Source organism: Aggregatibacter segnis ATCC 33393 (genome assembly GCF_000185305.1).
Classification (GTDB): domain Bacteria; phylum Pseudomonadota; class Gammaproteobacteria; order Enterobacterales; family Pasteurellaceae; genus Aggregatibacter; species Aggregatibacter segnis.
Map to the genome: position 1 here is coordinate 174,904 of NZ_GL622200.1, position 24,498 is coordinate 199,401.

24 protein-coding genes are annotated in these 24,498 nt (G+C 43.7%); 8 read left to right on the forward strand and 16 right to left on the reverse strand.

Features of this window, described 5'->3' with window-relative positions:
• Positions 1 to 50: 50 nt before the first annotated feature.
• From ilvD to ilvG, 4 genes are read right to left on the reverse strand one after another with little or no spacing between them, the layout of a single operon-like run.
• Entirely contained in the window at positions 51 to 1,889 is a 1,839-nt protein-coding gene (gene ilvD / locus HMPREF9064_RS08435; protein ID WP_005715853.1) for a dihydroxy-acid dehydratase, read from the reverse strand.
• Between the two features lie 36 nt (positions 1,890 to 1,925).
• The gene (locus HMPREF9064_RS08430; protein ID WP_005715854.1) at positions 1,926 to 2,561 is read right to left on the reverse strand and encodes a hypothetical protein; all 636 of its coding nucleotides are present in this window, start codon (positions 2,559 to 2,561) and stop codon (positions 1,926 to 1,928) included.
• On the reverse strand, positions 2,561 to 2,776 hold the full coding sequence (ilvM, locus tag HMPREF9064_RS08425; protein WP_005715857.1) for an acetolactate synthase 2 small subunit: 216 nt from the start codon (positions 2,774 to 2,776) through the stop codon (positions 2,561 to 2,563). Before ilvM ends, HMPREF9064_RS08430 begins: the two co-directional genes overlap by 1 nt.
• 4 nt (positions 2,777 to 2,780) lie before the next feature.
• Complete coding sequence (gene ilvG / locus HMPREF9064_RS08420) at positions 2,781 to 4,433, reverse strand: acetolactate synthase 2 catalytic subunit (protein WP_005715859.1); 1,653 nt, start codon at positions 4,431 to 4,433, stop codon at positions 2,781 to 2,783.
• 154 nt (positions 4,434 to 4,587) lie between these two features.
• On the opposite strand from ilvG, the gene HMPREF9064_RS08415 reads away from it, so the two are divergent.
• Both HMPREF9064_RS08415 and crcB read left to right on the forward strand, forming a co-directional pair.
• Positions 4,588 to 5,406, forward strand: coding sequence for a Cof-type HAD-IIB family hydrolase (locus HMPREF9064_RS08415; RefSeq protein ID WP_005715861.1), 819 nt, complete (start codon positions 4,588 to 4,590; stop codon positions 5,404 to 5,406).
• Positions 5,406 to 5,792, forward strand: a complete 387-nt coding sequence (gene crcB, locus HMPREF9064_RS08410) for a fluoride efflux transporter CrcB (protein ID WP_005715863.1) — start codon at positions 5,406 to 5,408, stop codon at positions 5,790 to 5,792. The genes HMPREF9064_RS08415 and crcB overlap by 1 nt, the downstream gene beginning before the upstream one ends.
• Here crcB and HMPREF9064_RS08405 read toward each other — a convergent pair.
• The 4 genes from HMPREF9064_RS08405 to HMPREF9064_RS08390 form a co-directional block, all read right to left on the reverse strand.
• Positions 5,770 to 6,702, reverse strand: a complete 933-nt coding sequence (locus tag HMPREF9064_RS08405) for an alpha/beta fold hydrolase (RefSeq protein WP_005715864.1) — start codon at positions 6,700 to 6,702, stop codon at positions 5,770 to 5,772. The genes crcB and HMPREF9064_RS08405 overlap by 23 nt on opposite strands.
• A gap of 118 nt (positions 6,703 to 6,820) precedes the next feature.
• Complete coding sequence (gene fbaA, locus HMPREF9064_RS08400; protein WP_032998070.1) at positions 6,821 to 7,900, reverse strand: class II fructose-bisphosphate aldolase; 1,080 nt, start codon at positions 7,898 to 7,900, stop codon at positions 6,821 to 6,823.
• A 124-nt stretch (positions 7,901 to 8,024) separates the two neighbouring features.
• Positions 8,025 to 9,188 (reverse strand): phosphoglycerate kinase, encoded by a 1,164-nt coding sequence (gene pgk / locus HMPREF9064_RS08395; protein WP_005715868.1) that lies wholly within the window; start codon positions 9,186 to 9,188, stop codon positions 8,025 to 8,027.
• Positions 9,189 to 9,325: 137 nt separating this feature from the next.
• The gene (locus HMPREF9064_RS08390) at positions 9,326 to 10,021 is read right to left on the reverse strand and encodes a ribonuclease T2 family protein (protein WP_005715869.1); all 696 of its coding nucleotides are present in this window, start codon (positions 10,019 to 10,021) and stop codon (positions 9,326 to 9,328) included.
• A 66-nt stretch (positions 10,022 to 10,087) separates the two neighbouring features.
• Between HMPREF9064_RS08390 and HMPREF9064_RS08385 the strand changes: the two genes are divergently transcribed.
• A complete protein-coding gene (locus HMPREF9064_RS08385; protein ID WP_032997744.1) occupies positions 10,088 to 10,348 on the forward strand; it encodes a YfhL family 4Fe-4S dicluster ferredoxin in 261 nt (86 codons plus the stop codon).
• Between the two features lie 59 nt (positions 10,349 to 10,407).
• Here HMPREF9064_RS08385 and HMPREF9064_RS08380 read toward each other — a convergent pair whose 3' ends face one another.
• Positions 10,408 to 11,484 carry a tRNA/rRNA methyltransferase gene (locus HMPREF9064_RS08380; RefSeq protein ID WP_005715872.1) on the reverse strand — a complete coding sequence of 359 codons (1,077 nt, stop codon included), beginning with the start codon at positions 11,482 to 11,484 and terminating at the stop codon, positions 10,408 to 10,410.
• A gap of 171 nt (positions 11,485 to 11,655) precedes the next feature.
• Between HMPREF9064_RS08380 and pssA the strand changes: the two genes are divergently transcribed.
• Positions 11,656 to 13,023, forward strand: a complete 1,368-nt coding sequence (gene pssA, locus HMPREF9064_RS08375) for a CDP-diacylglycerol--serine O-phosphatidyltransferase (protein WP_005715874.1) — start codon at positions 11,656 to 11,658, stop codon at positions 13,021 to 13,023.
• Positions 13,024 to 13,157: 134 nt separating this feature from the next.
• Here pssA and uvrA read toward each other — a convergent pair whose 3' ends face one another.
• Positions 13,158 to 15,989 carry an excinuclease ABC subunit UvrA gene (uvrA, locus tag HMPREF9064_RS08370; RefSeq protein WP_005715877.1) on the reverse strand — a complete coding sequence of 944 codons (2,832 nt, stop codon included), beginning with the start codon at positions 15,987 to 15,989 and terminating at the stop codon, positions 13,158 to 13,160.
• Between the two features lie 170 nt (positions 15,990 to 16,159).
• Here uvrA and HMPREF9064_RS08365 point away from each other — a divergent pair, with 170 nt between their 5' ends.
• From HMPREF9064_RS08365 to HMPREF9064_RS08355, 3 genes are all read left to right on the forward strand, one after another.
• Positions 16,160 to 16,636: a single-stranded DNA-binding protein gene (locus HMPREF9064_RS08365; protein WP_032997746.1), complete on the forward strand. Its 477-nt coding sequence runs from the start codon at positions 16,160 to 16,162 to the stop codon at positions 16,634 to 16,636.
• Positions 16,637 to 17,028: 392 nt separating this feature from the next.
• Entirely contained in the window at positions 17,029 to 17,436 is a 408-nt protein-coding gene (locus HMPREF9064_RS08360) for an SRPBCC family protein (RefSeq protein ID WP_005715880.1), read from the forward strand.
• A gap of 12 nt (positions 17,437 to 17,448) precedes the next feature.
• On the forward strand, positions 17,449 to 17,892 hold the full coding sequence (locus tag HMPREF9064_RS08355) for a MarR family winged helix-turn-helix transcriptional regulator (protein ID WP_032997747.1): 444 nt from the start codon (positions 17,449 to 17,451) through the stop codon (positions 17,890 to 17,892).
• A 680-nt stretch (positions 17,893 to 18,572) separates the two neighbouring features.
• Here the strand turns inward: HMPREF9064_RS08355 and HMPREF9064_RS0109370 are convergent.
• Complete coding sequence (locus tag HMPREF9064_RS0109370) at positions 18,573 to 18,944, reverse strand: nitroreductase family protein (RefSeq protein WP_005715885.1); 372 nt, start codon at positions 18,942 to 18,944, stop codon at positions 18,573 to 18,575.
• A gap of 307 nt (positions 18,945 to 19,251) precedes the next feature.
• Between HMPREF9064_RS0109370 and HMPREF9064_RS08350 the strand changes: the two genes are divergently transcribed.
• Positions 19,252 to 19,830, forward strand: a complete 579-nt coding sequence (locus tag HMPREF9064_RS08350) for an NAD(P)H-dependent oxidoreductase (protein WP_005715886.1) — start codon at positions 19,252 to 19,254, stop codon at positions 19,828 to 19,830.
• A 98-nt stretch (positions 19,831 to 19,928) separates the two neighbouring features.
• Here the strand turns inward: HMPREF9064_RS08350 and HMPREF9064_RS08345 are convergent, their stop codons facing one another.
• From HMPREF9064_RS08345 to HMPREF9064_RS08325, 5 genes are all read right to left on the reverse strand, one after another.
• The gene (locus tag HMPREF9064_RS08345) at positions 19,929 to 20,795 is read right to left on the reverse strand and encodes a Dam family site-specific DNA-(adenine-N6)-methyltransferase (RefSeq protein ID WP_005715888.1); all 867 of its coding nucleotides are present in this window, start codon (positions 20,793 to 20,795) and stop codon (positions 19,929 to 19,931) included.
• 4 nt (positions 20,796 to 20,799) lie between these two features.
• Positions 20,800 to 21,888 (reverse strand): 3-dehydroquinate synthase, encoded by a 1,089-nt coding sequence (aroB, locus tag HMPREF9064_RS08340; protein WP_005715889.1) that lies wholly within the window; start codon positions 21,886 to 21,888, stop codon positions 20,800 to 20,802.
• Positions 21,889 to 21,921: 33 nt separating this feature from the next.
• A complete protein-coding gene (aroK, locus tag HMPREF9064_RS10035) occupies positions 21,922 to 22,449 on the reverse strand; it encodes a shikimate kinase AroK (protein WP_005715891.1) in 528 nt (175 codons plus the stop codon).
• A 214-nt stretch (positions 22,450 to 22,663) separates the two neighbouring features.
• Positions 22,664 to 24,088 (reverse strand): type IV pilus secretin PilQ, encoded by a 1,425-nt coding sequence (locus HMPREF9064_RS08330; protein WP_005715894.1) that lies wholly within the window; start codon positions 24,086 to 24,088, stop codon positions 22,664 to 22,666.
• Positions 24,089 to 24,107: 19 nt separating this feature from the next.
• On the reverse strand, positions 24,108 to 24,494 hold the full coding sequence (locus tag HMPREF9064_RS08325) for a pilus assembly protein PilP (protein ID WP_005715896.1): 387 nt from the start codon (positions 24,492 to 24,494) through the stop codon (positions 24,108 to 24,110).
• Between the last annotated feature and the right edge of the window lie 4 nt (positions 24,495 to 24,498).

A 24,498-nucleotide genomic window follows, 5' to 3' on the forward strand; every position in this document is an offset into this window, starting at 1 on the left:
TCCCTGTTCGATATTGATAAGGATAGGCATAAAGCCTGTCCCGACAATTTTTATTTTAATAAGGTTTTATCACGCACGGCGCCTTTATCCGCCGATCTCGCGAAATGCCCGAAGACTTTCAACGCAAAGGACACTTCACGTTGGCGGTTTGCCGGTTGCCAACCTTTGGCATCTTGCTCGGCGCGGCGTTTGGCTAATTCTTCATCGCTGATGTTGAGGTTAATCGTGCGATTTGGAATGTCGATTTCGATAATATCGTCATCCTGTACTAAACCGATAGCGCCACCGGAAGCCGCTTCAGGCGAGGCATGGCCGATAGATAAGCCGGATGTGCCGCCAGAAAAACGTCCGTCCGTTAACAAGGCACATTTTTTGCCTAAGCCCATGGATTTTAAATAGCTGGTCGGATAGAGCATTTCTTGCATACCCGGGCCGCCTTTCGGGCCTTCATAGCGAATCACAACGACATGACCTTCTTTGACTTTGCCGCCTAAAATCCCGGCAACAGCGTCTTCTTGGCTTTCAAATACGATGGCACGACCGGTGAATGTCCAGATGGATTCATCCACGCCTGCGGTTTTGACGATACATCCGTCTTCGGCTAGATTACCAAATAATACGGCCAATCCGCCCTCTTCGGAAATGGCATTTTCTTTATTGCGGATACAGCCGTTTACACGGTCATCGTCCACGCTGTCCCAACGGCAATCTTGTGAGAAAGCTTGGGTGGTACGGATGCCTGCAGGGCCGGCACGGAAGAATTTGTGCAATGCTTCGTCTTTATTGCGAATAATATCGTATTGATTTAATTGTTCTTCCAACCTCATGCCCAACACGGTTTTGGTGTGTCGGTGAATTAAACCAGCGCGATCCAATTCGCCCAATAAGCCCATAATCCCGCCTGCGCGGTGTACGTCTTCCATGTGGTATTTGTTAGTGTTCGGGGCGATTTTACTTAAGCAAGGCACTTTGCGAGATAAACGGTCGATATCGGCCATTTTAAAATCTACGCCGGCTTCTTGCGCTGCGGCAAGTAAGTGTAAAACGGTGTTACTGGAACCGCCCATGGCGATATCTAAGCTCATGGCGTTTTCAAAGGCGTCAAAAGTGCCGATGGAACGTGGCAATACGCTTTCGTCATCTTGTTCGTAATAACGTTTGCACAGTTCGACAATTTGGCGACCGGCTTTTAAGAATAAGTCTTTACGGTCGGCGTGTGTGGCAAGCATAGAACCGTTGCCCGGTAAACTCAAACCAAGGGCTTCCGTTAAACAGTTCATGGAGTTGGCAGTAAACATCCCTGAGCAGGAGCCACAAGTCGGGCAAGCGCTGCGTTCAATGGCATCAATACGCTCATTACTGACATTAGGATCCGCTGCTTCAATCATCGCATCGACTAAATCTAAGCGGATGAGTTGATCGGAAAGTTTGGTTTTGCCGGCTTCCATTGGACCGCCTGAAACAAAGATGGTCGGAATATTCAAACGCATTGCCGCCATTAACATTCCCGGGGTGATTTTGTCACAGTTGGAAATGCACACCATGGCATCGGCGCAGTGGGCATTGACCATGTACTCCACGCTGTCTGCAATCAAATCACGGCTTGGTAAGGAGTAAAGCATCCCGCCGTGTCCCATGGCAATACCGTCATCCACCGCAATGGTGTTAAATTCTTTTGCCACGCCGCCGGCTTTTTCAATTTCCGCCGCGACCAGTTGTCCCATGTCTTTTAAATGCACATGTCCCGGCACGAATTGGGTGAAAGAGTTCACTACCGCAATAATGGGTTTGCCGAAGTCATTTTCTTTCATCCCTGTTGCACGCCATAAGGCACGTGCACCCGCCATATTACGACCCTGAGTGCTGGTCGCTGAGCGTAGTTTTGGCATAAATAAGTTCTCCGAGTAAATTTTTAGGGTTTGTTTTTATTTTCCAGATAAAGACTGAATTGCATAAAAAGGTAATGAGATAATTGCTAACGGTACAAAAATAATCATTGCCGCTGATGCTCGTCCAGCTACTGTAACGTTATCCTCTGTTGCTTCAGCACTGAATCTTTTTTCTTGACGATATTCTAAGTACTTAGTTTCTAAAGGTTTAATCAATTTGGCTTTTTTCAAAATCTCATTTTTATTTTTAATATCAACAATTTCACCATCTTTCATTATAAAAAATATATTATGTTCATGCATATAGTAATATTTTTGTCCATAGAGCTCATTAGATTGCTTTTGAGTAAGCTCTTTATCATTAAAATATAATGTTAATGTAGCTTTCACTTTGTTTTTTTCAACATCTTTGGCGATAGAATGAATTTCCACAGATGATATGTTTTTTACGTAAGGTGATCGTAAGATACGAATTAAATCTCCAGTTTCACTATATTCTGAACCGGCAAAATGATAACTATTAAGTTGCCCTATAGCATAAATGTTGTCTTCTGCTATAAAGAAAGAGTGTATTACTTCTTTTTGAGAAGATAGTTCTTTATCTTGTAATGAAGTGCATCCAAATAGTACGAAAGTAATAAGTAACCCCAATAACAAACGTATATTTTTCATTATTTAATCTCCACCACATCATAAATTTTCTCTAACTGACTGACCAACAAATCCAAAGTGCGGTCGGATTTTACTGTGAATTTTAACCGCACTTTGTCGTCAATCAGTTGCATATCCATTTGAGTCACGGTGAAACCACGGTGGCGGGCTATACGGAGAATGCGTTCTAATACTTCGGGGCGGTGTTGGGCGGTGAGGTCGATTTGGTGTTCCATGTGATTACTCCATACTTTCCAACATATCTGCGTTGCACGCGCCCGGCGGCACTAGCGGCCACACGTTTTCATCGGAATGAATGCAAATATGCAATAAATAAGCCTCTTGGCTGTTGAATAAGCGTTCTAGTGCGGCGTCCACTTGGTGGGCGGAATCAATGCGTTCTCCTTTAATGCCGAAAGCCGAGGCAAGTACCACGAAATCCGGGTTGTCGTCCAGAATGGTGCTACTGTGACGCGCATTGAAGAAGAGGGATTGCCATTGGCGCACCATGCCGAGACGTTGGTTATCCAATAACACGATTTTAATTGGGGCTTTGCCGCGACCAATGGAGCCGAGCTCTTGAATGTTCATCATGATGGAGCCATCACCGCTGACTAAAATGACTTCATCTTCCGGGCGGGCTTTTTTCGCACCGATGGCGGCAGGTAAGCCGAAACCCATGGTGCCAAAACCGGCGGAGGTAATGAAGTTTTCCGGGGCGTGATGTTGCACGTGTAATGCAGACCACATTTGATGTTGTCCCACATCGGTGACGACGATAGTTTCCGGTGTTTTTTTGCGTGAAATGCTGTTGAGCAACCATAACGGGTTGATGAGTTGTTCGCCGTCATGTTCACCGTAGCTGAACGCAAATTGTTGTTTATATTGTGCAACGGTTTGTTGCCAAGGGGCGATGTCAAGCGGCACGCTGAGGCTTTCTAGCGTGGCGATTAGATGACCGCGTAATGGTACATCTGGTCGGCGTAATTTACCTAATTCGGCGCCGTCGATATCCACATGAATCACTTTGGCATGTGGTGCGAAAGTATCAAGCTTGCCGGTCACGCGGTCATCAAAACGCGCACCGAACACGAGCAATAAATCAGCTTCTTGTGTAGCGTAGTTAGCGGCTTTGGTGCCGTGCATACCGATCATGCCGAGATAATAAGGATCGTCAGGCGATACCGCGCCTAAGCCTTTTAGCGTCACAATACTTGGCATTTGAGTCGTGTGTAAAAAATAACGTAATGCCGGTACAGCACCTGCCATGCCCACACCACCACCGATATACGCCATTGGACGTTTAGCGTGTTTTAATAACTCAAGTGCCTGGGTTAGTTGCTTGTCGCAAAGTGCGGTCGTTTTTGGCGGCGAATTCACGATAGGTTTTGCCGTGGTTGGCGCAATTTGAACGTCTTTCGGCACATCGATCAATACCGGGCCCGGTCTGCCACTTTTGGCAATTTCAAAGGCTTTGGCAATAATTTCCGGTAATTCGTCGATGTTTTGCACGATGAAACTGTGTTTGGTACAGGCAAGGGATAAACCAAGTACATCCGCTTCCTGAAAGGCATCCGTGCCGATAAGTGGAGAGGCAACTTGACCTGTAATGGCAACGATAGGAATGGAATCCATTAAGGCATCTCCTAAACCGGTCACTAAATTGGTTGCGCCGGGGCCGGAGGTGGCGATACATACGCCAACTTTGCCTGATGCACGCGCATAGCCAATAGCTGCCATGGCAGCACCTTGTTCGTTACGGCAAAGCAAATGGTCTAAGCCGGAATCGTAAATTGCATCATAGGTCGGCATGATGGCACCGCCGGGATAACCGAAAATGGTATCCACGTGATGTGCTTTTAAGCACTCGATGATTAAATTTGCACCGTTCATATTCGTAGCTGTTTTCAATTGTTAGGGAAGCGATTTTTTTCGTGTGAAAGGTTTAATCTTTTATTACATTTCCTAAAAAAATTCAAGAAAACCTCAAATATTTTTATACAAAATTTGCTACCATTAGTCATTATGTCATTTGAGGTGAAAAATTATGCAAAAACTTCCTTATCGCGCCATCGTTTCTGATATGGATGGGACGTTACTTAACGGACATCATGTGGTCGGCGATTTTACCGCACACACCTTGGAACGTTTGCATGAGAGCAAGGTTGATATTGTGCTGGCAACAGGGCGTAATTATTTCGATGTGTCCAGTATTTTGAAGAAAACCAAGGTGAAGGATGCGGTGCTAATTACTTCAAATGGCGCACAAGCGCATAACTTACAAGGGGAGCTGTTGCTAAATAATTCCTTGCCGGAAGAGATTGCGTATCAAGTCATGAATTTGCCCTTTGACGATAAACGAGTCTGTGTGAACAGTTATCAGGCTGATGGCTGGTTTATCAACAAAGACATTCCTGAGCTTTACAAGTATCACAAAGACTCGGGCTTTGTGTACGATGTGGTGGATTTTAAGCAACATCACGGCAGAGATACCGAGAAAGTGTTTTTTATTGGAAAAGCGCCGGCAGATTTAGTGGAATTGGAACAGCGTATTCGTCAGAACTTCGGCGAGAAAATCAGCATGACTTATTCCACGCCGATTTGCTTGGAAGTGATGAATAAAAATGTGTCAAAAGCCACCGCACTTGCACAGGTAATTGAGCAACGGGAATACGGTTTGCAAGATTGTATTGCCTTTGGTGATGGCATGAATGACGTCGAAATGCTGGCAGAAGTGGGCAAGGGCTGCATTATGGGGAATGCCGATCCGCGCTTAGTACAGGCGTGTCCGCAATTAGAAGTTATCGGTCGCCATGGACATGAAGCCGTCGCCTCTTACCTTCGCGCGATTTTTGGGATTTATTGATGCCGTTGTTATCTTCTTTACTCTGGATTAGCGGCGGTGCCGTGCTGGGTGCTTGCTTGCGTTGGGGCTTGGGCTTGTTGCTCAATCCGTGGTTTAGCGCTTTTTCTTTTGGCACCTTGATCGCCAATTATTTAGGTTGTTTTATTATTGGCGTGTTGTTTGCCGTTTTTTGGTCTTTTCCCTCGCTTTCTTCTGAATGGAAGCTCTTTTTTGTCACCGGCTTTCTTGGCAGCTTAACCACCTTTTCAGCATTTTCGATGGAGGTGGTGGAGAATATCTTGAATGACAAATTCGCTGTTGGCATTGGATTAATTGCGGCCCATGTCTTTGGTAGTTTGCTTTTCACCCTCTTTGGCGTGTGGCTTATGCGTTATGTGTTGAAGTAAAAAATGCCTGAATTTGCTGTAACACCGGCGTGCGAATATCGTCGGTTTCAAACAGAATTTCATGTTTTGCTCCGGCGATTTTTTTCAGACTGCCGTGCATGAAAAGTGCGGTGAGTTTTTCCAACATTTTATTATTCACGATTTGTTCTTGTTCCGCTTCTAACACCAACACAGGTGTTTCAATGCGTGGCAAAATTTTGGGCAAATTCTTAATGGCGATCAAACATAAATACGCCCAACGGAAAGTCGGTCCGCCCAAACGAATCTCCGGGTTTGCCAAATTAATTTCATTCATTCTTTGCATACGCGTGCTGTCATGGCTTAACAAATTTTCCTGCACATCCACCGGTTTATAAGGCCCTTTGCCGAATACATAACGTTTTCCTTGTCCAAATAACATCATGAAATTCAGCGTGATTTCATCCCGAATAGGGTGGCTTAACGGCATACCAAAAAAGGGTGCGGAAAAAACTGCACGTCTAATTTGGTGATCAAAATTCGCTAAATAGTAGGTCGAAATCAACGCGCCTAAAGAATGGGCGAGCAAATATTGTTGCTCGTAGGGGTAAAGTGCAGTCAGATTTTCGATGATTTTTGCCATGTCTTGTGCATAAAACTGAAATTCATCCAAATGTCCTTTTTCGCTGTCCGACAATAATCGTTGTGAATAGCCTTGACCGCGATGATCAAACAGCAACACATCATATCCCTGCGCATAGAAATCCTGCGCAATTTCTGTCCATTTCAGGATATTTTCTACCCGCCCATTGACTAAAATGACCAACTTATCGGCAATCGGCTGGTGAACACAATGTCGATAAGCCAATCGACAGCCACGTTGCCCTTCAAGGTATTGTAGGGGAAATTGTTCAGCAAATTGGTGTAATGGGCTGTTCTCTATATTGTGCATGGTAAATGAGCTGTTGAGGCAAAAGGCTTCAAAATAAAAAAAGAAAAAATAACCGCACTTTAAAGTACATCTCAGAAAGTGCATCTAAAGTGCGGTCGGTTTTCAGCGTGTTTTTAAATTATAAAACGTCAACGCAGTTTAAGTCTTCGAAAGATTGTTCTAAGCGTTTAGACATAGATTCTTCCATTTTACGTAACCAAACACGCGGATCGTAGTATTTTTTGTTTGGTGCATCAGGGCCTTCCGGGTTGCCTAATTGACCTTGCAAATACGCTTCGTTCGCTTTGTAGAAGTTGAGAATACCGTTCCAAGACGCCCATTGGGTGTCGGTGTCAATATTCATTTTAATTGCGCCGTAGCTAATCGCTTCACGAATTTCTTCACGGGAAGAACCGGAACCACCGTGGAACACGAAATTGATTGGTTTTGCCGGAAGGTTACGTTCTTTGGCAACGAATTCTTGGCTTGCACCTAAGATAGATGGTTTTAATTTTACGTTACCCGGTTTGTACACGCCGTGTACGTTACCGAATGCGGCTGCAACGGTAAAGTTCGGGCTGACCGGATTTAATTGGTCGTAAACATAAAGCACATCAGACGGTTGGGTGTAAAGACGAGATTCATCTACGCCGGAGTTGTCCACGCCATCTTCTTCACCACCGGTGATACCGATTTCGATTTCAAGGGTCATCCCCATTTTATCCATACGGGCAAGGTATTCACGGCAGATTGCCATATTTTCTTCCATTGGCTCTTCGGAAAGGTCAAGCATGTGGGAAGAGAATAATGGACGACCGGTTTCAGCGAAGTGTTTTTCACCGGCTTCAAGTAAGCCATCGATCCATGGAAGTAATTTTTTCGCCGCGTGGTCGGTGTGTAAAATCACCGGTACGCCGTATTCTTTGGCTAAAGTATGAACGTGTTTTGCACCTGCAATCGCACCTAATACGTCAGGGCGCGCACCGTTGGTCGGTTTGATGCCTTTGCCTGCGTAGAATGCCGCACCGCCATTAGAGAATTGAATAATGACCGGCGCTTTCACGCGGGCAGCCGTTTCTAATACAGCATTCACGGAGTCGGAGCCGACGCAGTTTACGGCAGGAAGTGCGAAGCCGTGTTCTTTTGCGTATGCGAATACTTTTTGAACATCTTCACCGGTAAGCACGCCCGGTTTGACGATATCTAATAATTTAGCCATTTTCGTTTTTCCTTTTGTGTTGGGTGGGTTGCTCCCACCATTTGAAGAATTTGTTTTACGTTTTTGATTGATAGCACGCATCAGCAGACACGTGCTATGACGATCTTATGCAGAAAAAGTGCGGTTAGTTTTTCGCACGTTTTTCGAGGATTTCTACTGCCGGTAACACTTTACCTTCAACGAATTCTAAGAAAGCGCCGCCGCCGGTTGAGATATAGGAAATTTTATCTGCGATACCAAACAGGTCGATAGCAGCAAGCGTATCACCACCGCCCGCAATGGAGAACGCATCGCTGTTGGCAATGGCGTGAGAAATGCTTTCTGTTCCTTTGCGGAAGTTCGGGAATTCAAATACGCCCACCGGGCCGTTCCATAAAACGGTTTTCGCATTTTTGATAATTTCGGCAAGTTGTTCCGCAGATTTATCGCCGATATCGAAAATAGATTCGTCATCTTTCACTTCGGCCACGGATTTTTCTGTCGCAGGTGCGGTTTCAGAGAATTCGGTGCCCACGCGAACATCAACCGGTACAGGAATGTCTGTGCTTGCCGCTAATTCTTTAGCAACCGGGATTAAATCGGCTTCGTATAAGGATTTACCCACGTTATGGCCGGCTGCGGCAATGAAGGTGTTGGCGATACCGCCCCCCACAATAATTTGGTCGGCAATTTTAGAAAGTGAGTTTAACACTTCTAATTTAGTGGAGACTTTAGAACCACCCACAATAGCCACCATTGGGCGGGCAGGTTCTTTTAATGCTTTACCAAGCGCATCAAGTTCTGCGGCAAGCAATGGACCTGCGCAGGCAACCGGTGCAAATTCTGCAACGCCGTAAGTTGATGCTTGTGCACGGTGAGCTGTACCAAAGGCATCCATGATGAACACATCACAAAGTGCGGCGTATTTTTTACCTAATTCCGGATCGTTTTTCTTTTCGCCTTTGTTGACGCGCACGTTTTCTAATACCACGATTTCACCGGCATTCACTTCAACACCGTCAAGGTAATCGCGTACTAAGCGTACCGGGACATCAAGATGTTCGTTTAAATAATCAACAACAGGTTGGAGGGAATCTTCAGGTTTGAATTCACCTTCGGTCGGACGACCTAAGTGGGAGGTGACCATCACTTTTGCGCCTTTTTCTAAGGCTAATTTTAAGGTTGGGATGGTGGCACGGATACGCGCATCGGATGTGACTTTACCGTCTTTTACCGGTACGTTTAAGTCGGCACGGATAAATACGCGTTTACCATTCAAATCTAAATCGGTCATTTTAATTACTGACATAATTTACCTCTTTTTACTGGTTAAAATTAAAAATAAAAACTGTTGGCATTATACCCGTAACTGAGTAGCTTGTAACCTGAATTCAAGAGCTCAAATTCAGGATTACACATTTCATTGATCCATGTCGAATTATTGGATTAATAACCGGTTCGGCTGCTTGGACAATCCATAATTTGCCAGTTTAAATCGTAACAAATAAAGAGCTCGTTACGTGCGGCGCCAAGGTAAACATCCTTTAATTGCGGGTTATTTTTTCGCATCCATTTAAACAGTTCGGTGCGGCTTAATTCATAGTTCGGTAGCTTCAAAGTGCGGTATAAATTTTTGATCTTTTCAAAATAATCTTGCGCATTGTTAAACATACACGCGCCGTGTTTTTCCCACTCGCCTTGTAATAAGCCGGCACTCGGCACTTCAGGCAAATAGCGTTCAATAAGGTCTTGCGGTAATTGCGGTAAATCGCCCTGACAAAAGCGTGGGTGATCGGAGACTCTTCGAGCTTGTTTGTTTTGTGACCACAACCCATGCACAATCCAACCGAATTGTTGGGTTAAGCCGCATTGATATTGCAAAGAGGTCGGCAAATTATCGCCGTATTGTTGACGTTGCCGTTCACAAAATGCCGGTGACCAAGACAACACGAGGGTGTAATAATCGGTTTGCGCGTGTTTATTTTGCCCGATAGGATCATTTTTCATGACGTAATCGTAATTACGATCAACAACCACCTCCACCGCTTGTTTCTGTTGCGAAAAATAATACCAACCGGCAAGTAAAAACATTAAAAATGCCACCACAAAAAAAGACAGTAGCAACATACGTTTCTCGTTCATAAAATTCCTTTCACTTTGTTAACGTATTGATTATAATCCGACCCTTTCATTTTGCCCGAGGACGCTATGGCTCTACTCATCACTGACAAATGCACGAATTGCGATATGTGCTTGCCGGAATGCCCGAATGAAGCAATTTCAATCGGCGATGAGATCTATGTCATCGATCCTGAACTCTGCACCGAATGTGTCGGTCACTACGACACGCCCACCTGCCAGAAAGTTTGTCCTATCAGCAAATGTATTATTACTGACCCGGATCATGTGGAAAGCGAAGAACAGCTGTGGGAACGCTTTGTGTTAATTCACCACGGGGACAAACTGTAACGCGTTTGAAAGTGCGGTGAAAAAAGAGGGCGTTTTTATGCGCCCTAACTTTTCTCGTTTTATCTAAAATACCATTTTGCCAGTAAAATGCCGGCATTGACCGACACGTTTAACCCATTTTTCACTGGGCTGGCAAACGCCAAACGAACCTGTTCATCGCTTTTCTCTGATAAAGCCTTTGTCGTGCTTTCACTTAGTACAAAAACCGTTTTATTTTTTAACTGTACTTTATCTAATGCTGTGGCGTTTTCATCGCTGCTCACGTGAAGGATTTGATAACCGGCTTGGCGTAATTGAGAAAGCGCATTGCGGGTGTCATTGGTCTCCAACACTCGCACGTATTCTGCGCCGCCTTCTGCGACACGTAACGTCACGGCAGAATTAAGGCTTTCGGCGTTTTCCACCACAATATTTTTCACCCCGAAAAAGGCGCAAGTGCGTAAAATACCGCCAATATTTTGTGCGTTGTTCACATTATCTAACAATACCAAGCAATCTTCTTGATGCGGCACATCGAGATAGCCTTGCAACGTAAACGGATGCGCTTTTTTCACTAACATACAAATGCCGCCGTGGTGTTCTGTACCGCTGACTTTGATCATCTCGTCGTTGTCCACAATGTGATACACCTTTTTATTGGTCGCTAAATAACTGCAAATATCCCCAATTTTATGCGCCATTTGTACGGTTGCCCACAAGCGCACAATGCTTCCCGGGCGTTGTTGGAACAAGGCTAAACACGCATTTTCACCATACACTTTCATTTCTTCTGCGCGATTCTTTTTGATTTTTTCCGGTGCGCGTGGTGACAATGGGCCGGTCTTTTTCTCTCTCGGCTTATCATCGAAACGACTGCTTTTGACGGTCACTTTTACGTTGCCTTCCGCACCACTGGCTTTTTTCATCGTGCTTTCGGCAATGTGTAAGGTTTTTTCTTGGCTTTCAGCGCGTTTAAATTTCGGCTTAGTATTTCTATCGTTATCTCTCTCTCTGCGAAATTCTTGGCGCGAATCGCTTTTTGAGGAGGCAAAGTGCGGTCGATTTTTATCGCATTTTTGACGGTCGTCACCGACACTGCGTTCGGAAAAAGTACGGTTGTTTGATTTGAAAGTCGGTTTGTTTGAATTTTGGTTCATAGTTGTGTTGCCGATAGGGTGGATGAATGGAATAAATTTGCGCTGTTGGCAATAAATTTGTGAGCATTATAACGAAAACCAGCCTTTTTTCTACCAAGGGGGGCGATAAATATTGTAAACTATCGCCCCAATTAGGTTCCGACTCATTGAGTACAACAGAGAACAAATTTTATGTTTAGAGATAAGACAAAACGGGCTCAGAAGCGTCTTGAAAGCCTGCCATGTTTAGCTTTACAGGCGGAACAAGTTGAATTTATTTACAGCCCAATGGCATTCAAAAATGAAATTATTCAACTGATCAGACAGGCGAAAACGCGTATTTTTGTGACCGCACTTTACTGGCAAAATGACGAAGCCGGACAAGAAATTCTCGATGAAATTTACCGTGCGAAACAAGATAAGCCTGAACTTGAAGTGAAAATTTTAATTGATTGGCATCGTGCGCAACGCAATTTATTAGGGGCGGAAAAGAGTGCGACCAATGCCGATTGGTATTGTGAACAACGTCAAAAATATCAACTTGCCGATGACCCGAATCTATTTTTCGGTGTGCCGATCAATACGCGCGAAGTGTTCGGCGTGTTGCACATCAAAGGCTTTGTTTTTGACGATACCGTGCTTTACAGTGGCGCCAGTATCAATAACGTGTATTTGCAACAAAATGAAAAATACCGTTATGACCGTTATCAAAAAATCACCCATCCGCAGTTAGCCGATAGCATGGTGGCTTTTATTCGCGACTTTTTGTTGAATAGCGATGTGGTGTTGCCGTTGGATAGCGTTAATCGCCCGAAAACCAAAGAAATTCGACAAAATATCCGTCATTTCAGAAAAAATCTTGCACTTAATGGACAATATAAACTGCCAAGTGCGGTTGATTTTGGCAATGAATTGACGGTAACGCCGTTGTTTGGTTTAGGCGGCGCGGGCAATGTATTGAATTGCACGATCGAAGATTTATTCCAGCTGGTCGATGAAAAGCTGACTATTTGTACGCCGTATTTTAATTTCCCGCGGACATTGCAACAAAAAATCCGCCATTTGCTACGTAAAGGCAAAAAAATTGAAATTATTGTGGGCGATAAAGTGGCGAATGATTTCTACATTCCACCGGAACAACCGTTCAAAATGGTCGGTGCGTTGCCTTATTTGTATGAAAACAATTTACGCCGCTTCAGCAAAAAGTTTGAACGTGAAATGGCACAAGGTCAGTTGATCATTCGGACGTGGAAAGATGGTGCGAACACCTATCATCTAAAGGGCGTTTGGATTGATGATAATTATATTTTGTTGACCGGTAATAATCTGAATCCGCGCGCGTGGCGATTAGATGCGGAAAATGGTTTATTTATTCATGATCCGAAACAACAACTGTTACCTCAAGTGGTTCAGGAATTAGATTGTATTCGCCAACATACGACGGTGCTTCAACATTACACTGAGTTAGAAGAAATGAGGCAATATCCGGCACCGGTGCAAAAATTATTGAAAAAATTTGCCCGTATTAAAGCGGATAAGTTAGTGAAGATGATTTTGTAATCACATTGTAAGTACATTTACAGTCAATATAAAAAAGGATTGTCAGTGAATGACAATCCTTTTTTCGTGATAAACACGGTGAAAAGAGACCGCACTTTGATTATTCAAGTGCGGTGCAATACGAGCGTGTTTTTTTAACCTTTCGCCAAAATCCCTTTCAGGAATCGCGCGGTATGCGAACCTTCTACTTTAGCGACCTGTTCCGGCGTACCGGTGGCGATAATTTGTCCGCCGCCGCTACCGCCTTCCGGGCCGAGATCCACAATCCAGTCAGCGGTTTTAATCACGTCTAAATTGTGCTCAATGACCACGATGGTATTACCCTGATCGCGCAAGCGGTGCAACACGGAAAGCAGTTGTTTGATGTCGGCAAAGTGTAGCCCGGTAGTTGGTTCGTCCAGAATATACAAGGTTTTTCCCGTATCCCGTTTGGAGAGTTCTGTTGCCAATTTCACCCGTTGCGCTTCACCACCGGAGAGGGTAGTGGAAGATTGGCCCAAGCGGATGTAAGACAAGCCTACGTCCATCAGCGTTTGCAGTTTGCGTGCAATCATCGGAACTGCATCGAAAAATTCCCGCGCCTCTTCCACGGTCATATCCAACACTTGATGAATGGTTTTGCCTTTGTAGCGAATTTCCAAGGTTTCGCGGTTGTAGCGTTTGCCCTTACATTGGTCGCATGGCACATACACATCCGGCAGGAAGTGCATTTCCACTTTGATTACACCGTCACCCTGACAGGCTTCGCAACGTCCACCGCGTACGTTAAAACTGAAACGTCCCGGATTGTAGCCGCGTGCTCGGGCTTCCGGCACGCCGGCGAACAGTTCACGAATCGGGGTAAACACGCCGGTGTAGGTTGCAGGGTTAGAGCGCGGAGTACGACCAATTGGGCTTTGGTCAATATCGATAACTTTGTCGAAAAATTCCAAACCTTCGATAGATTTATACGGTGCTGCTTCGGCATTTTCCGCACGGTTTAACGTGTTTTGGGCAATCGGGAACAAGGTATCGTTAATCAACGTGGATTTGCCTGAGCCGGACACGCCGGTGATACAGGTAAATAAGCCCACCGGAATTTCTAAGTTGGCGTTTTTCAGATTATTGCCTGATGCGCCGAACAATTTGAGTGTTTTTTTCTTATCAAGTGCGGTACGTTTTTTCGGTATTTCGATTTTTTCTGCGCCGGATAAGAATTTACCTGTAAGCGAGTTTGGATTTTGCATGATTTGTTGCGCCGTACCTTCGGCAATAACATTGCCACCATGCACACCCGCACCTGGGCCGATGTCGATAATGTGGTCGGCGCTTAAAATGGCATCTTCATCGTGTTCCACCACAATCACAGTGTTGCCGAGATTTCGTAAGTGAATCAAGGTGTTGAGCAAGCGTTCGTTATCCCGTTGATGCAAACCGATAGACGGTTCATCCAATACGTACATCACACCGACTAAGCCCGCACCAATTTGGCTGGCAAGACGAATGCGTTGCGCTTCACCGCCTGAAAGGGTTTCGGCGGAGCGGGAAAGGGAAAGATAATTCAAGCCGACATTCACCAAAAATTGTAACCGCTCTTTGATTTCTTTCAGAATCTTCTCGGCGATTTGCGCTTTTTGTCCGCTCAGCTGTAGCTCTCCAAAAAAGCTCAAGGCTTCCCCGATGCTTTTCTCCGAGACATCAGGCAGATTGGTTTGCTCAATATAAACGTTACGCGCCTCGGGACGCAGACGCGAACCGCCACAATCGGTGCAAGGGCGATTGCTGATGTGTTTGGCAAGTTCTTCGCGCACTGACATGGATTCCGTTTCTTTATAACGGCGCGCCATGTTGTTTAAAATGCCTTCGAATACATGGTGGCGCAACACGACATCGCCGCGATCGTTCATGTATTGGAATTCAATTTCTTCCTTGCCGGAACCGTGCAAAATAATCTGTTGAATTTTTTTCGGCAGTTCTTCAAAAGGCGTTTCAATATCGAAATGGTAGTGTTTTGCCAAGGACGTGAGCATTTGGTAATAATAGAAATTGCGACGATCCCACCCTTTAATAGCGCCATTAGCAAGGGAAATACTCGGATTTTGTACCACGCGTTTTTCATCGAAATATTGTTGTACGCCCAAACCGTCACAAGTCGGGCACGCACCGGCGGGGTTATTAAAGGAGAAGAGACGAGGTTCCAGTTCCGGCACCGAATAGCCGCAGTGTGGGCAGGCAAAGTTGGCAGAGAACACCAGTTCTTCCGCCTTCGGATCGTCCATATACGCGACGACCGCCGTGCCACCGGAAAGCTCGAGCGTGGTTTCAAAGGATTCCGCCAATCTTGTGGCTAAATCCGACCGCACTTTAAAGCGATCAACCACTACTTCGATGGTATGTTTTTTCTGTAATTCCAGTTTTGGCGGATCAGACAAATCGCAAATCTCACCATCAATACGGGCACGAATGTAGCCTTGCGCAGCAATTTGTTGTAATAATTTAACGTGCTCACCTTTGCGCTCTTTTACCACCGGCGCCAACAACATCATTTTGCTTTCTTCAGGCAGAGAAAGCACTTTATCCACCATTTGGCTGATGGTTTGTGCCGTGAGTGGCACATTGTGATGAGGACAGCGCGGCTCACCCACGCGGGCAAACAACAAACGCAGGTAATCGTGAATTTCGGTAATGGTACCCACCGTTGAACGCGGGTTGTGTGAGGTAGATTTTTGCTCAATAGAAATGGCCGGTGAAAGCCCTTCAATATGATCTACATCGGGTTTTTCCATTAATGACAAAAATTGACGCGCATAGGCGGACAAGGATTCCACATAACGGCGTTGCCCTTCCGCATACAGCGTATCAAAGGCTAAAGAAGATTTACCTGATCCGGATAAACCGGTAATAACAATGAGCTTGTCGCGTGGAATCGTTAAGTTAATATTTTTTAGATTGTGGGTTCTTGCACCACGAATATCGATGGTATCCATAATAGATTTTATAAATGAAAGAAGTGTGAATTTGCGACAATTATCGCATATTCCTAAATAACTGTGCAAATATCCAGTTAATTTTGTTGAAGGCGTGGATTTATTCCAAATTTTCAGGCAGAATAGAGCAAATTTTTTTTACAGCAAAATTGAATAAAGAAGAGGATATTATGGCAGGAGTAAATAAAGTCATTATTGTTGGTAACTTAGGTAACGATCCTGAAATTCGCACCATGCCGAACGGCGAGGCGGTTGCCAACATTACCGTTGCCACCAGTGAAAGCTGGAATGATAAAAACACCGGTGAACGTCGTGAAGTGACCGAATGGCACCGCATTGTGTTCTATCGTCGTCAGGCGGAAGTGGCAGGCGAATACCTGCGCAAAGGCTCTAAAGTCTATGTTGAAGGACGTTTAAAAACCCGTAAATGGCAAGATCAAAACGGCCAAGAACGCTACACCACAGAAATTCAAGGCGACGTTTTACAAATGTTAGACAGCCGCTCTGATCGTCAATCCGGCGGCTATGCCCCAGCTGCTCAACCGACTTATCCAAGCCAAGCACCAAGTGCGCCACGTTCCACCCCGGCAAGTAAACCGGCAGCCGAAGCACCGATGGATAACTTTGATGATGATATTCCGTTCTAACGAATAACACAAAAATGATAAAGGGTCTGATGTTATGTCAGACCCTTTGTTTTTTTGGGGCATAACGTTGGTGTATTTTTAGCGTGAAAGTGTGGTCATTTTTCTGTGCGTTTTTTCAACTTAAATATCGCAAGTTTTGACCGCACTTTTTATCGTAATAAGAAAATAGCGCATTTTAGGACGCAATTACGCAATCACCGGATACTGCGACATTTCCAACATAAGAGGGTTTTGTAAGGTGTTTGCTCATTGATTAATCCTTAGAAAAATTGGCACAAGCGTGGACGCTTGCGCCATCGGTGGCAAAGAATAGTATCCCAAGTAGAAATTTCGTTGACAATATTATAAGTTAACTTATAATAAGCTAACCTATAATCAAAGGAGAAATTACAATGGAATTTAGTTTTAGTTTGAAAATCAAAGCTGCAAAAGAAGATGCATGGGAGTACTATGCAAATATTGAAAAATGGTATGATTGGGAAGAAGATTTAAAAAACATTACATTGAACGGTAAATTTGAGACTGGCTCATACGGAACTATGGAGCTTGAAGGAATGCCTCCTATGGAATATCAGCTTACTCTTGTAAAACCTTTTGAGGAATTTTGGGATAAAACAGAAACTCCGTTCGGAGATATTCTTTTCGGGCATCAAATAATTGATAATAATGACGGAAGCGTGAATATAAAACACACTGTGATTTTAGATAGTGAGGATGAGCAACATTTGGAATTTTTAAAACAAGTTTTTTCAGATGTTCCTCAGTCTATATTTATTCTAAAAAATCGTTTGGAAAAATAAGGTGATTGCTGTTTGTTTACATCAAAATATAAAGACAATTCAGAAAAATCAACAGGATTGTTGTTCATGAGGGTGTACAATAAATGGCATCTTATGATAAAAAAAGAGTTAAAGAAAATAAATTTGACACACCCTCAATTTGTTGTTTTAGCTTCTCTTGCGTATCTATCGCAAAATGACAATGAAGTTACACAAGTTATGATTTCAAAACTCTCAGAGATAGATGTCATGACGGTATCTCAAATATTGAGTTTATTGGAAAAACATGATTTTGTGAAAAGAAAAGAACATTCAAGAGATACAAGAGCAAAAGTTGTTATTTTAAACAAAAAAGGAGAAGAAATATTACAAACAGCTGTTCCGTTAATTGAGCAAATTGATGAGTTTTTTTTCGGAAAGTTGGATAACGATGAAGAACTATTTAAACACTTTCTTGTTAGATTAAACAAAGAATAATATTATCCATATTACATGTAAAACTCAAAAAATAGAACATAGATATAAAACAGAAATTTACTCAAGAGGACTATTTACGCAAAAGTATAGAAGTCCTCTTTTTTATTCTCAAAAAGCAAAACAGAGAACATAAATGGTTGACTCTTGAACGCAATGTGTAAAAATTTTACGTTTATATTGTAAAATATAATGACATAATTACCGTGTTATCGGGGTTATTTTTACGTATTTTTTAGGCAAGTATCAATATTTGATTGTAACAATTTGAAATAATTAGAGTTTTATTTTTGCATTCTTTCGTTATATAGAAACAACCGTTCTAACGAATAAAGCACAAAAATGATAAAGGGTCTGATGTTATGTCAGACCCTTTGTTTTTTGTGGCATAAAGTCGGTGTATTTTTAGCGCAAAAGTGCGGTCATTTTTCTGTGCGTTTTTCCAACTTAAATATCGAAAATTTTGACCGCAGTTTTTTATCGTAATAAGAAAATAGCGCATTTTAGGACGCAATTACGCAATCACCGGATACTACGACATTTCCAACGTAAGAGGGTTTTGTAAGGCGTTTGCTCATTGATTAATCCTTAGGAACATTGGCACAAGCGTGGACGCTTGCCCCATTGGGGGATGTAAAGTACTTAATGCTTATTTATATTATTTAATAAACTCCACCACTTGCTCAAAACGTTGACGCGTTTTGGGGCGAGGTTCTTAATTCTTTGGTATCAAATAAACCTTTTTCCGCCAATAACGCTTCTATTTTGGCATAAGGGAAACCTTCAATCGGGGTTCTTTTAATGCCGATCATTGCTGACGAGGTCAGCATATTCCCCAGCGCAATATAACTTTGCTTACATACCCAATCGTAAAAATAGCTCGGATTATCTGCAAATGCGCCTTCAAATTGACTGTATTGGTGGAAGAATTTCAAGCGCATGATAACGGCATCTTCAGGTAGCTGCTGAACGGTGCGCATAAAATGCGGCAAATAATCGTCGTTCAGGTCAAGGATGGTTGCTGGCGCAAAGCGATTGAGCGTTTGATTACTCACTTAGATAACCTCAAGCGCTTTGAACCGCCCCTTAAAATTCAAGGCTTTACCAAAACACTGATTTGGCACGAACGGACCCATAAAGATTCTGCGTATCGCTAGGTAAGGGAGTTGATTGAAAAGGCTTGTTTAGTTGATGGGAAATAGTGAATGTTGATGTTACCGATTAGCCGTAATTGATGGCGTATGAGAAATTTCCCTTATGGTCTGGAAATAGCGTGGCAAGTAACTGCACTTTTAAAATATAGAGTAAGAAGGCATAATTGCGGCTCTAGTTTTTCGAATTATTTATTTTAGGAGCAAAGAGATGAATATTTTATTATTGGATGGTGGCAAAGATTTCGGACATTCACATGGCGAGTTGAACCATACACTTCATAAAAAAGCAAAAGAAATTTTGACCGCATTTGGACACAATGTAAAAGAAACCGTGATTGATGCCGGCTATGACGTTGAAGCAGAAATCGAGAAATTTGTTTGGATGGATGCCGTGATTTGGCAGATGCCGGGTTGGTGGATGCACGAGCCTTGGACAGTGAAAAAATACATAGACGAAGTATTAACCAGCGGACACGGCAAGCTTTATCACAGTGACGGCCGTCATCGCGTCAATCCGACAGAAGGCTACGGCACAGGTGGCTTGTTGCAAGGCAAAAAGCACATGCTTTCACTTACTTGGAATGCCCCGATTGAGGCGTTCACCCGCGAAGGCGACTTCTTTGAAGGCAAAGGCGTGGATGCTTTATATATGCATTTCCACAAACTCAATGAGTTCATCGGCTTGACCCGTCTGCCAACATTCTTATGTAACGACGTGATTAAAAATCCACAAGTAGAACAATACTTAGCAGACTACCAAGCACACTTGGAAAAAGTGTTCGGTTAATTGATAATTGAGAAATATTTGTTTAGAAGGTGAGCATTTTGGCTCACCTTTGTTTTTTGTCGTAGAGAATGAGAGTATTTTCTTGTGCAAAAGTGCGGTCATTTTTCAGCGTGTTTTTCTACTTTAAATATTGCGATCAGCTCCCGTACTTTAATTCGCTTATGTGACGCTTGGCTGATAGAGCGTTGTACTTTTAAACGGCGGATTTTCGCGCCTTGGTAGATTTCTCGGGTGAATGGCGTATCGTGATTGGAAATCACCACTTGGATGTTGCGTTGTTTCACGGTGTCTTTGGCTAGATTGGCAAGATCACGCTGGTGTGTGATGGAAAATTCATTGCCGGAATAATTGGTGAAATTGCTGTCTTGTGAAATGGGAGCATAGGGTGGGTCGCAGTAAATGACGCAGTCTTCATCCGCCATTTCGAAGGTTTGTTGAAAATCGGCGCAAATAAAGACCGCACTTTGTGCTTTAGCGGCAAAAAAACGGAGTTCTTCTTCCGGGAAATAATGGGTTTTGTAAGCACCGAAAGGTACATTAAATTCATTTTTGGCGTTGTAGCGACACAAGCCGTTAAAGCCAAAACGATTTAAATACAGAAATAACACGGCGCGTTGGAATACATCGGTACTTTGATTAAATTCTTTACGCTTGGTGTAGTAGTAACTTTCCGTATTAGCATCGGGATGAAAGAAAACCGGTTTGCACGCTTGGATATAACCTTCAACGTCCTGTTTGACGATGTTGAATAGGTGGATTAAATCAGGGTTGATGTCTGCCAGAATGTAGCGTTCAAAATGGCTGTTGAGGAATACCGCACCTGCGCCGACAAACGGTTCGACTAAACAGTGTTTACGTTTGGGCAATAAGCGGTTAATTTCGTCTGTGAGGCGATATTTACCGCCCGCCCATTTGAGAAAAGGGCGGCTTTTGGTTTTTGTGGTGGATTTAGTAGGTTTCGGCATGGGGTTAGTCAACTTGCGTACAACGATTGATGGCTTCAATCACCTGTTCTTGTGGGACATCCGTCGCCACATAAGCCTGTCCAAGCGCTTTGAGGAGTACCAAACGCAATTTGCCATTTAGCACTTTTTTATCACGCATCATTAGCTGCAAGTAATCTTGTGCGGTCATGCCATCCGGTGAAACCGTTGGCAAATTGGCGCGCGCTAAAAGTTTTTCTAACCGTGCGACATCATGCGGTGTTAAATCGCCTAATTTTTCAGACAACACTGCAGCCATCATACAGCCGGCGGATACCGCTTCGCCGTGTAACCAGTTGCCGTAACCTAAATGGGTCTCGATGGCGTGACCGAAGGTGTGGCCCAGATTTAATAGCGCACGATCGCCTTTTTCCGTTTCATCGCGCGCTACAATATCCGCTTTTAATTGACAACAACGGGCGATACATTGTTGTAATGCGTTTTGGTCAAGGGCGACTAAATTATCGATGTGTTGTTCTAACCATTGGAAAAAGGGAAAGTCTAAAATCGCCCCATATTTTATGACTTCGGCTAAGCCGGCATTGACTTCACGTTTGGGTAAGGTATTTAAGGTGAGTGTATCGATAATCACGGCGGTGGGTTGATAAAACGCACCGATCATGTTTTTGCCTAATTCATGGTTTACCGCCGTTTTGCCGCCCACGGAAGAATCCACTTGGGCTAATAATGTCGTCGGGATTTGGATAAAACGCACGCCACGTTGATAACTTGCTGCGGCATAGCCTGTCACGTCACCTATGACACCGCCGCCCAATGCCACGATCGTGGTATCCCGTCCGTGGTTGGCTTTTAAAAGTGCGGTGAAAATTAGATTCAAAGAATCCAGGGTTTTGTACTGTTCGCCGTCCGGCAATAAAACGTGCTCAACAAGACAACCGATTTTTTCTAAGGTGTCCGTCACGGTGGAAAGATAATGTTGTGCAACAGTTGGATTGGTCACGATCATGACCTTATTGCCGGATTTCAGCGGATAGCAATCGGTATTCGTGAGTAATCCGGCACCGATATGAATCGGGTAGCTTCTTTCTTTCAATTCAACATTTACACACAACATTTACTTTGCCTTTGAAGTATTTAACCGTTTGTACTAACCGTTGTAGTTGTCAATCAGGTCGATAATTTGTGTCGCCATGACTTTGGCACTTTGTTCGTCAGTCGGTAGGGTGATATCCGCCACTTCTTCATAGAGCGGATTGCGAACTTTAGCTAAGTCTTCCAACACTTGGCGCGGATCGTCAACATCTTGCAATAGTGGACGTTTTTTATCTCGTTGGGTGCGTTGATATTGTTTCTCTACGGTAGTTTCCAAATAAACTACGATACCGCGTGCGGAAAGATGATTGCGGTTGTCTTTTGACAACACTGCACCACCACCGGTAGATAATACAATGCCTTGACGTTGTGTTAATTCATTAATAAGGCGTTCTTCTCTTTTGCGGAATCCTTCTTCGCCCTCCACATCAAAAATCCAACCGATGTCGGCACCGGCGCGTTCTTCAATTTCTGCGTCGGTATCGACAAAATCCATGTTGAGTAATTGTGCGAGTTGGCGTCCGATGGTGCTTTTACCTGCACCCATAGGGCCCACTAAGAAAATATTACGTTTTTCTGCCATTGCTATAATCTTAAATTTATGTCGTCGTAAAGAATGTGATCTTTTAGAAAATAAGAAACGACCGCAAGTCATGATTCATGTGGTCGTGTGAAAGTTTTGAATAAAATTGAAAAGATCACCCCAAAATTGCACGAGATTATCTCAATAAATCGCCATTCTTTTCAACATAAACAGGCGATTTATTTCGTTTATACCGCGTTAAAGACAAAATAAACTACTGCGTTATCGTCTTTTTAGGTGTGTTTTGTGCCGCCTTAGATTTTCCTAGACTATTGTTCTTTTTCGCTGTTGACTGTTTGTTCTTCAAGTTTTCCAATGTCTCACCTTGGCGCAAAATATGCGGCGTGACGAAGATCACCAATTCCCGCTTTTGGTGGCGATCACTTTCTTTGCTAAACAAATGCTTAATGCCGGGAATGTCTCCCAGTAATGGCACTTTGTCTAAGCTTTTGGTAATGGTGTCGTGAAAGACGCCACCAAGCACGATGGTTTCCCCATCCTTGGCGAAAACTTGCGTATTAATTTCTTGTTTATCAATCGAAACCACCTCGCCTAAACCGTATGCCACGCGGCTGCCCGGTGCGTTTTGACTGACAATTAAATCCAACAGAATTTGCTTATCCAAGGAAATGTGCGGTGTGACTTCCAACCCTAATACGGCTTCGCGAAACTCTACGCTTTGCGTACCACTTTTTTCATTCACCATGATATAAGGCAATTCCGTCCCTTGCTTAATGCTGGCGCTTTTCTTGTTGGTGGTAAGCAAACGTGGGCTAGCGATAATTTCCACATTGTTTTCCCGTTCAAGTGCGGTCAATTCTAAGTCTAAAAGTCGTCCGTTGATTTTGGCTACCTGTAACGCGATAGACCCCGCCGGTGTTGTGGCGGTGGGCAGGTTTACGTTTAATTGATTCGCAATATTGTCAAAGCCGTTAGCGGCGAGACTGCCAGCAATTTTGTGGGCATTTTCTGTCGGGTTAAAAATCCCCCAACGCACGCCCAAATCTTTCAAACTTTCCGCGTTGATGGTGACAATACGTGCTTCGATGGCGATTTGTTCAATGGGCTTATCTAATTCCTTAATCAATTTTTTCAAATTGGCGATGGATTTCGGTTCGTCTTGAATCAGCAAGAGGTTGCTTCGGTCATCAAAGGTAATACTGCCATTCGGTGATAACATCGACCCACTGCCACCGGTGAGTGATTTCATCACTTCAGAGGCTTTGGCAAAGTGCAGTTTAATGGTGGCGGTCGCGAGCGAGGTTTCTTCCTCCGAAGGCAGTGCCGCAATGGCTTGAGGTTCTGTCATATTGCCGGTAAATTTGGCGACGGTATCGCGTTTACTTAAATAATAAATCCCCTCTTCCTGCCATAAATCTAATTGTTTGATTTTGGCAACGGAACGAAAGAGTTGATCTAAATCTACGTTATCTAACTTTAATGTCAGTGTGCCTTGCAATTCGTCGTCAATTAGCAAGTTAACATTTTGCGCCAGCGCAAGTTGTTGTAAGGTCGGCACCAAAGGCGCCTGTTTGAGTTGAATGGAAAAGGTTTGATGTTGTTCGGCATGCACGGCGAACGTGAAAAAACATCCGAAAAACAGACCGCACTTTAAGATCTTGAGAAAAAACGATTGCATGATATTTCCTTATAATGATTTAAAACTGAACATTAAACGGGAGCGTCTGTTCACAATGTTGATTGTTTTCTCTGCGTAGAAACGTAATTTGCTGTTTGGCGATATGGTCTATTTTGATTGCTTCTGTGGCGATGACATCATTGACGTTCGCCAAATGAACATGCTGGTCTGCTTGTAAAATAAGTTGCCAATCTTTTTGTTGCTGAATAATGCCGACAATCTGAATTTGAGCAAAAGGCGTGTTTGGGAAAAGCCCTGTTTGGCATGAATGCTCAAGTGCCTGACCTTGCTTTTGGACATGTTCTGGTTTGGTGCGATGGCGTTGTGTTTTATCAAATGGATCATTCGCGGCTGCGGGTAAGCTGAGCAAAATGCCCAATATTAAGTATAAAAGTGGTTCTCGCATTCGT

Excerpts from the sequence above, each read along its gene's own strand:
- HMPREF9064_RS08350 (WP_005715886.1), top strand. The coding sequence starts at position 19,252 with ATGAATATTTTATTATTGGATGGTGGCAAAGATTTCGGACATTCACAT.
- HMPREF9064_RS08365 (WP_032997746.1), top strand. The coding sequence starts at position 16,160 with ATGGCAGGAGTAAATAAAGTCATTATTGTTGGTAACTTAGGTAACGAT.
- HMPREF9064_RS08390 (WP_005715869.1), bottom strand. The coding sequence starts at position 10,021 with ATGAACGAGAAACGTATGTTGCTACTGTCTTTTTTTGTGGTGGCATTT.
- aroK (WP_005715891.1), bottom strand. The coding sequence starts at position 22,449 with ATGGCAGAAAAACGTAATATTTTCTTAGTGGGCCCTATGGGTGCAGGT.
- uvrA (WP_005715877.1), bottom strand. The coding sequence starts at position 15,989 with ATGGATACCATCGATATTCGTGGTGCAAGAACCCACAATCTAAAAAAT.
- aroB (WP_005715889.1), bottom strand. The coding sequence starts at position 21,888 with ATGTTGTGTGTAAATGTTGAATTGAAAGAAAGAAGCTACCCGATTCAT.
- HMPREF9064_RS08385 (WP_032997744.1), top strand. The coding sequence starts at position 10,088 with ATGGCTCTACTCATCACTGACAAATGCACGAATTGCGATATGTGCTTG.
- ilvD (WP_005715853.1), bottom strand. The coding sequence starts at position 1,889 with ATGCCAAAACTACGCTCAGCGACCAGCACTCAGGGTCGTAATATGGCG.
- HMPREF9064_RS08345 (WP_005715888.1), bottom strand. The coding sequence starts at position 20,795 with ATGCCGAAACCTACTAAATCCACCACAAAAACCAAAAGCCGCCCTTTT.
- HMPREF9064_RS08405 (WP_005715864.1), bottom strand. The coding sequence starts at position 6,702 with ATGCACAATATAGAGAACAGCCCATTACACCAATTTGCTGAACAATTT.
- ilvG (WP_005715859.1), bottom strand. The coding sequence starts at position 4,433 with ATGAACGGTGCAAATTTAATCATCGAGTGCTTAAAAGCACATCACGTG.
- HMPREF9064_RS08330 (WP_005715894.1), bottom strand. The coding sequence starts at position 24,088 with ATGCAATCGTTTTTTCTCAAGATCTTAAAGTGCGGTCTGTTTTTCGGA.
- crcB (WP_005715863.1), top strand. The coding sequence starts at position 5,406 with ATGCCGTTGTTATCTTCTTTACTCTGGATTAGCGGCGGTGCCGTGCTG.
- HMPREF9064_RS08415 (WP_005715861.1), top strand. The coding sequence starts at position 4,588 with ATGCAAAAACTTCCTTATCGCGCCATCGTTTCTGATATGGATGGGACG.
- HMPREF9064_RS08430 (WP_005715854.1), bottom strand. The coding sequence starts at position 2,561 with ATGAAAAATATACGTTTGTTATTGGGGTTACTTATTACTTTCGTACTA.
- pssA (WP_005715874.1), top strand. The coding sequence starts at position 11,656 with ATGTTTAGAGATAAGACAAAACGGGCTCAGAAGCGTCTTGAAAGCCTG.
- HMPREF9064_RS08380 (WP_005715872.1), bottom strand. The coding sequence starts at position 11,484 with ATGAACCAAAATTCAAACAAACCGACTTTCAAATCAAACAACCGTACT.
- HMPREF9064_RS08325 (WP_005715896.1), bottom strand. The coding sequence starts at position 24,494 with ATGCGAGAACCACTTTTATACTTAATATTGGGCATTTTGCTCAGCTTA.
- fbaA (WP_032998070.1), bottom strand. The coding sequence starts at position 7,900 with ATGGCTAAATTATTAGATATCGTCAAACCGGGCGTGCTTACCGGTGAA.
- HMPREF9064_RS08360 (WP_005715880.1), top strand. The coding sequence starts at position 17,029 with ATGGAATTTAGTTTTAGTTTGAAAATCAAAGCTGCAAAAGAAGATGCA.
- pgk (WP_005715868.1), bottom strand. The coding sequence starts at position 9,188 with ATGTCAGTAATTAAAATGACCGATTTAGATTTGAATGGTAAACGCGTA.
- ilvM (WP_005715857.1), bottom strand. The coding sequence starts at position 2,776 with ATGGAACACCAAATCGACCTCACCGCCCAACACCGCCCCGAAGTATTA.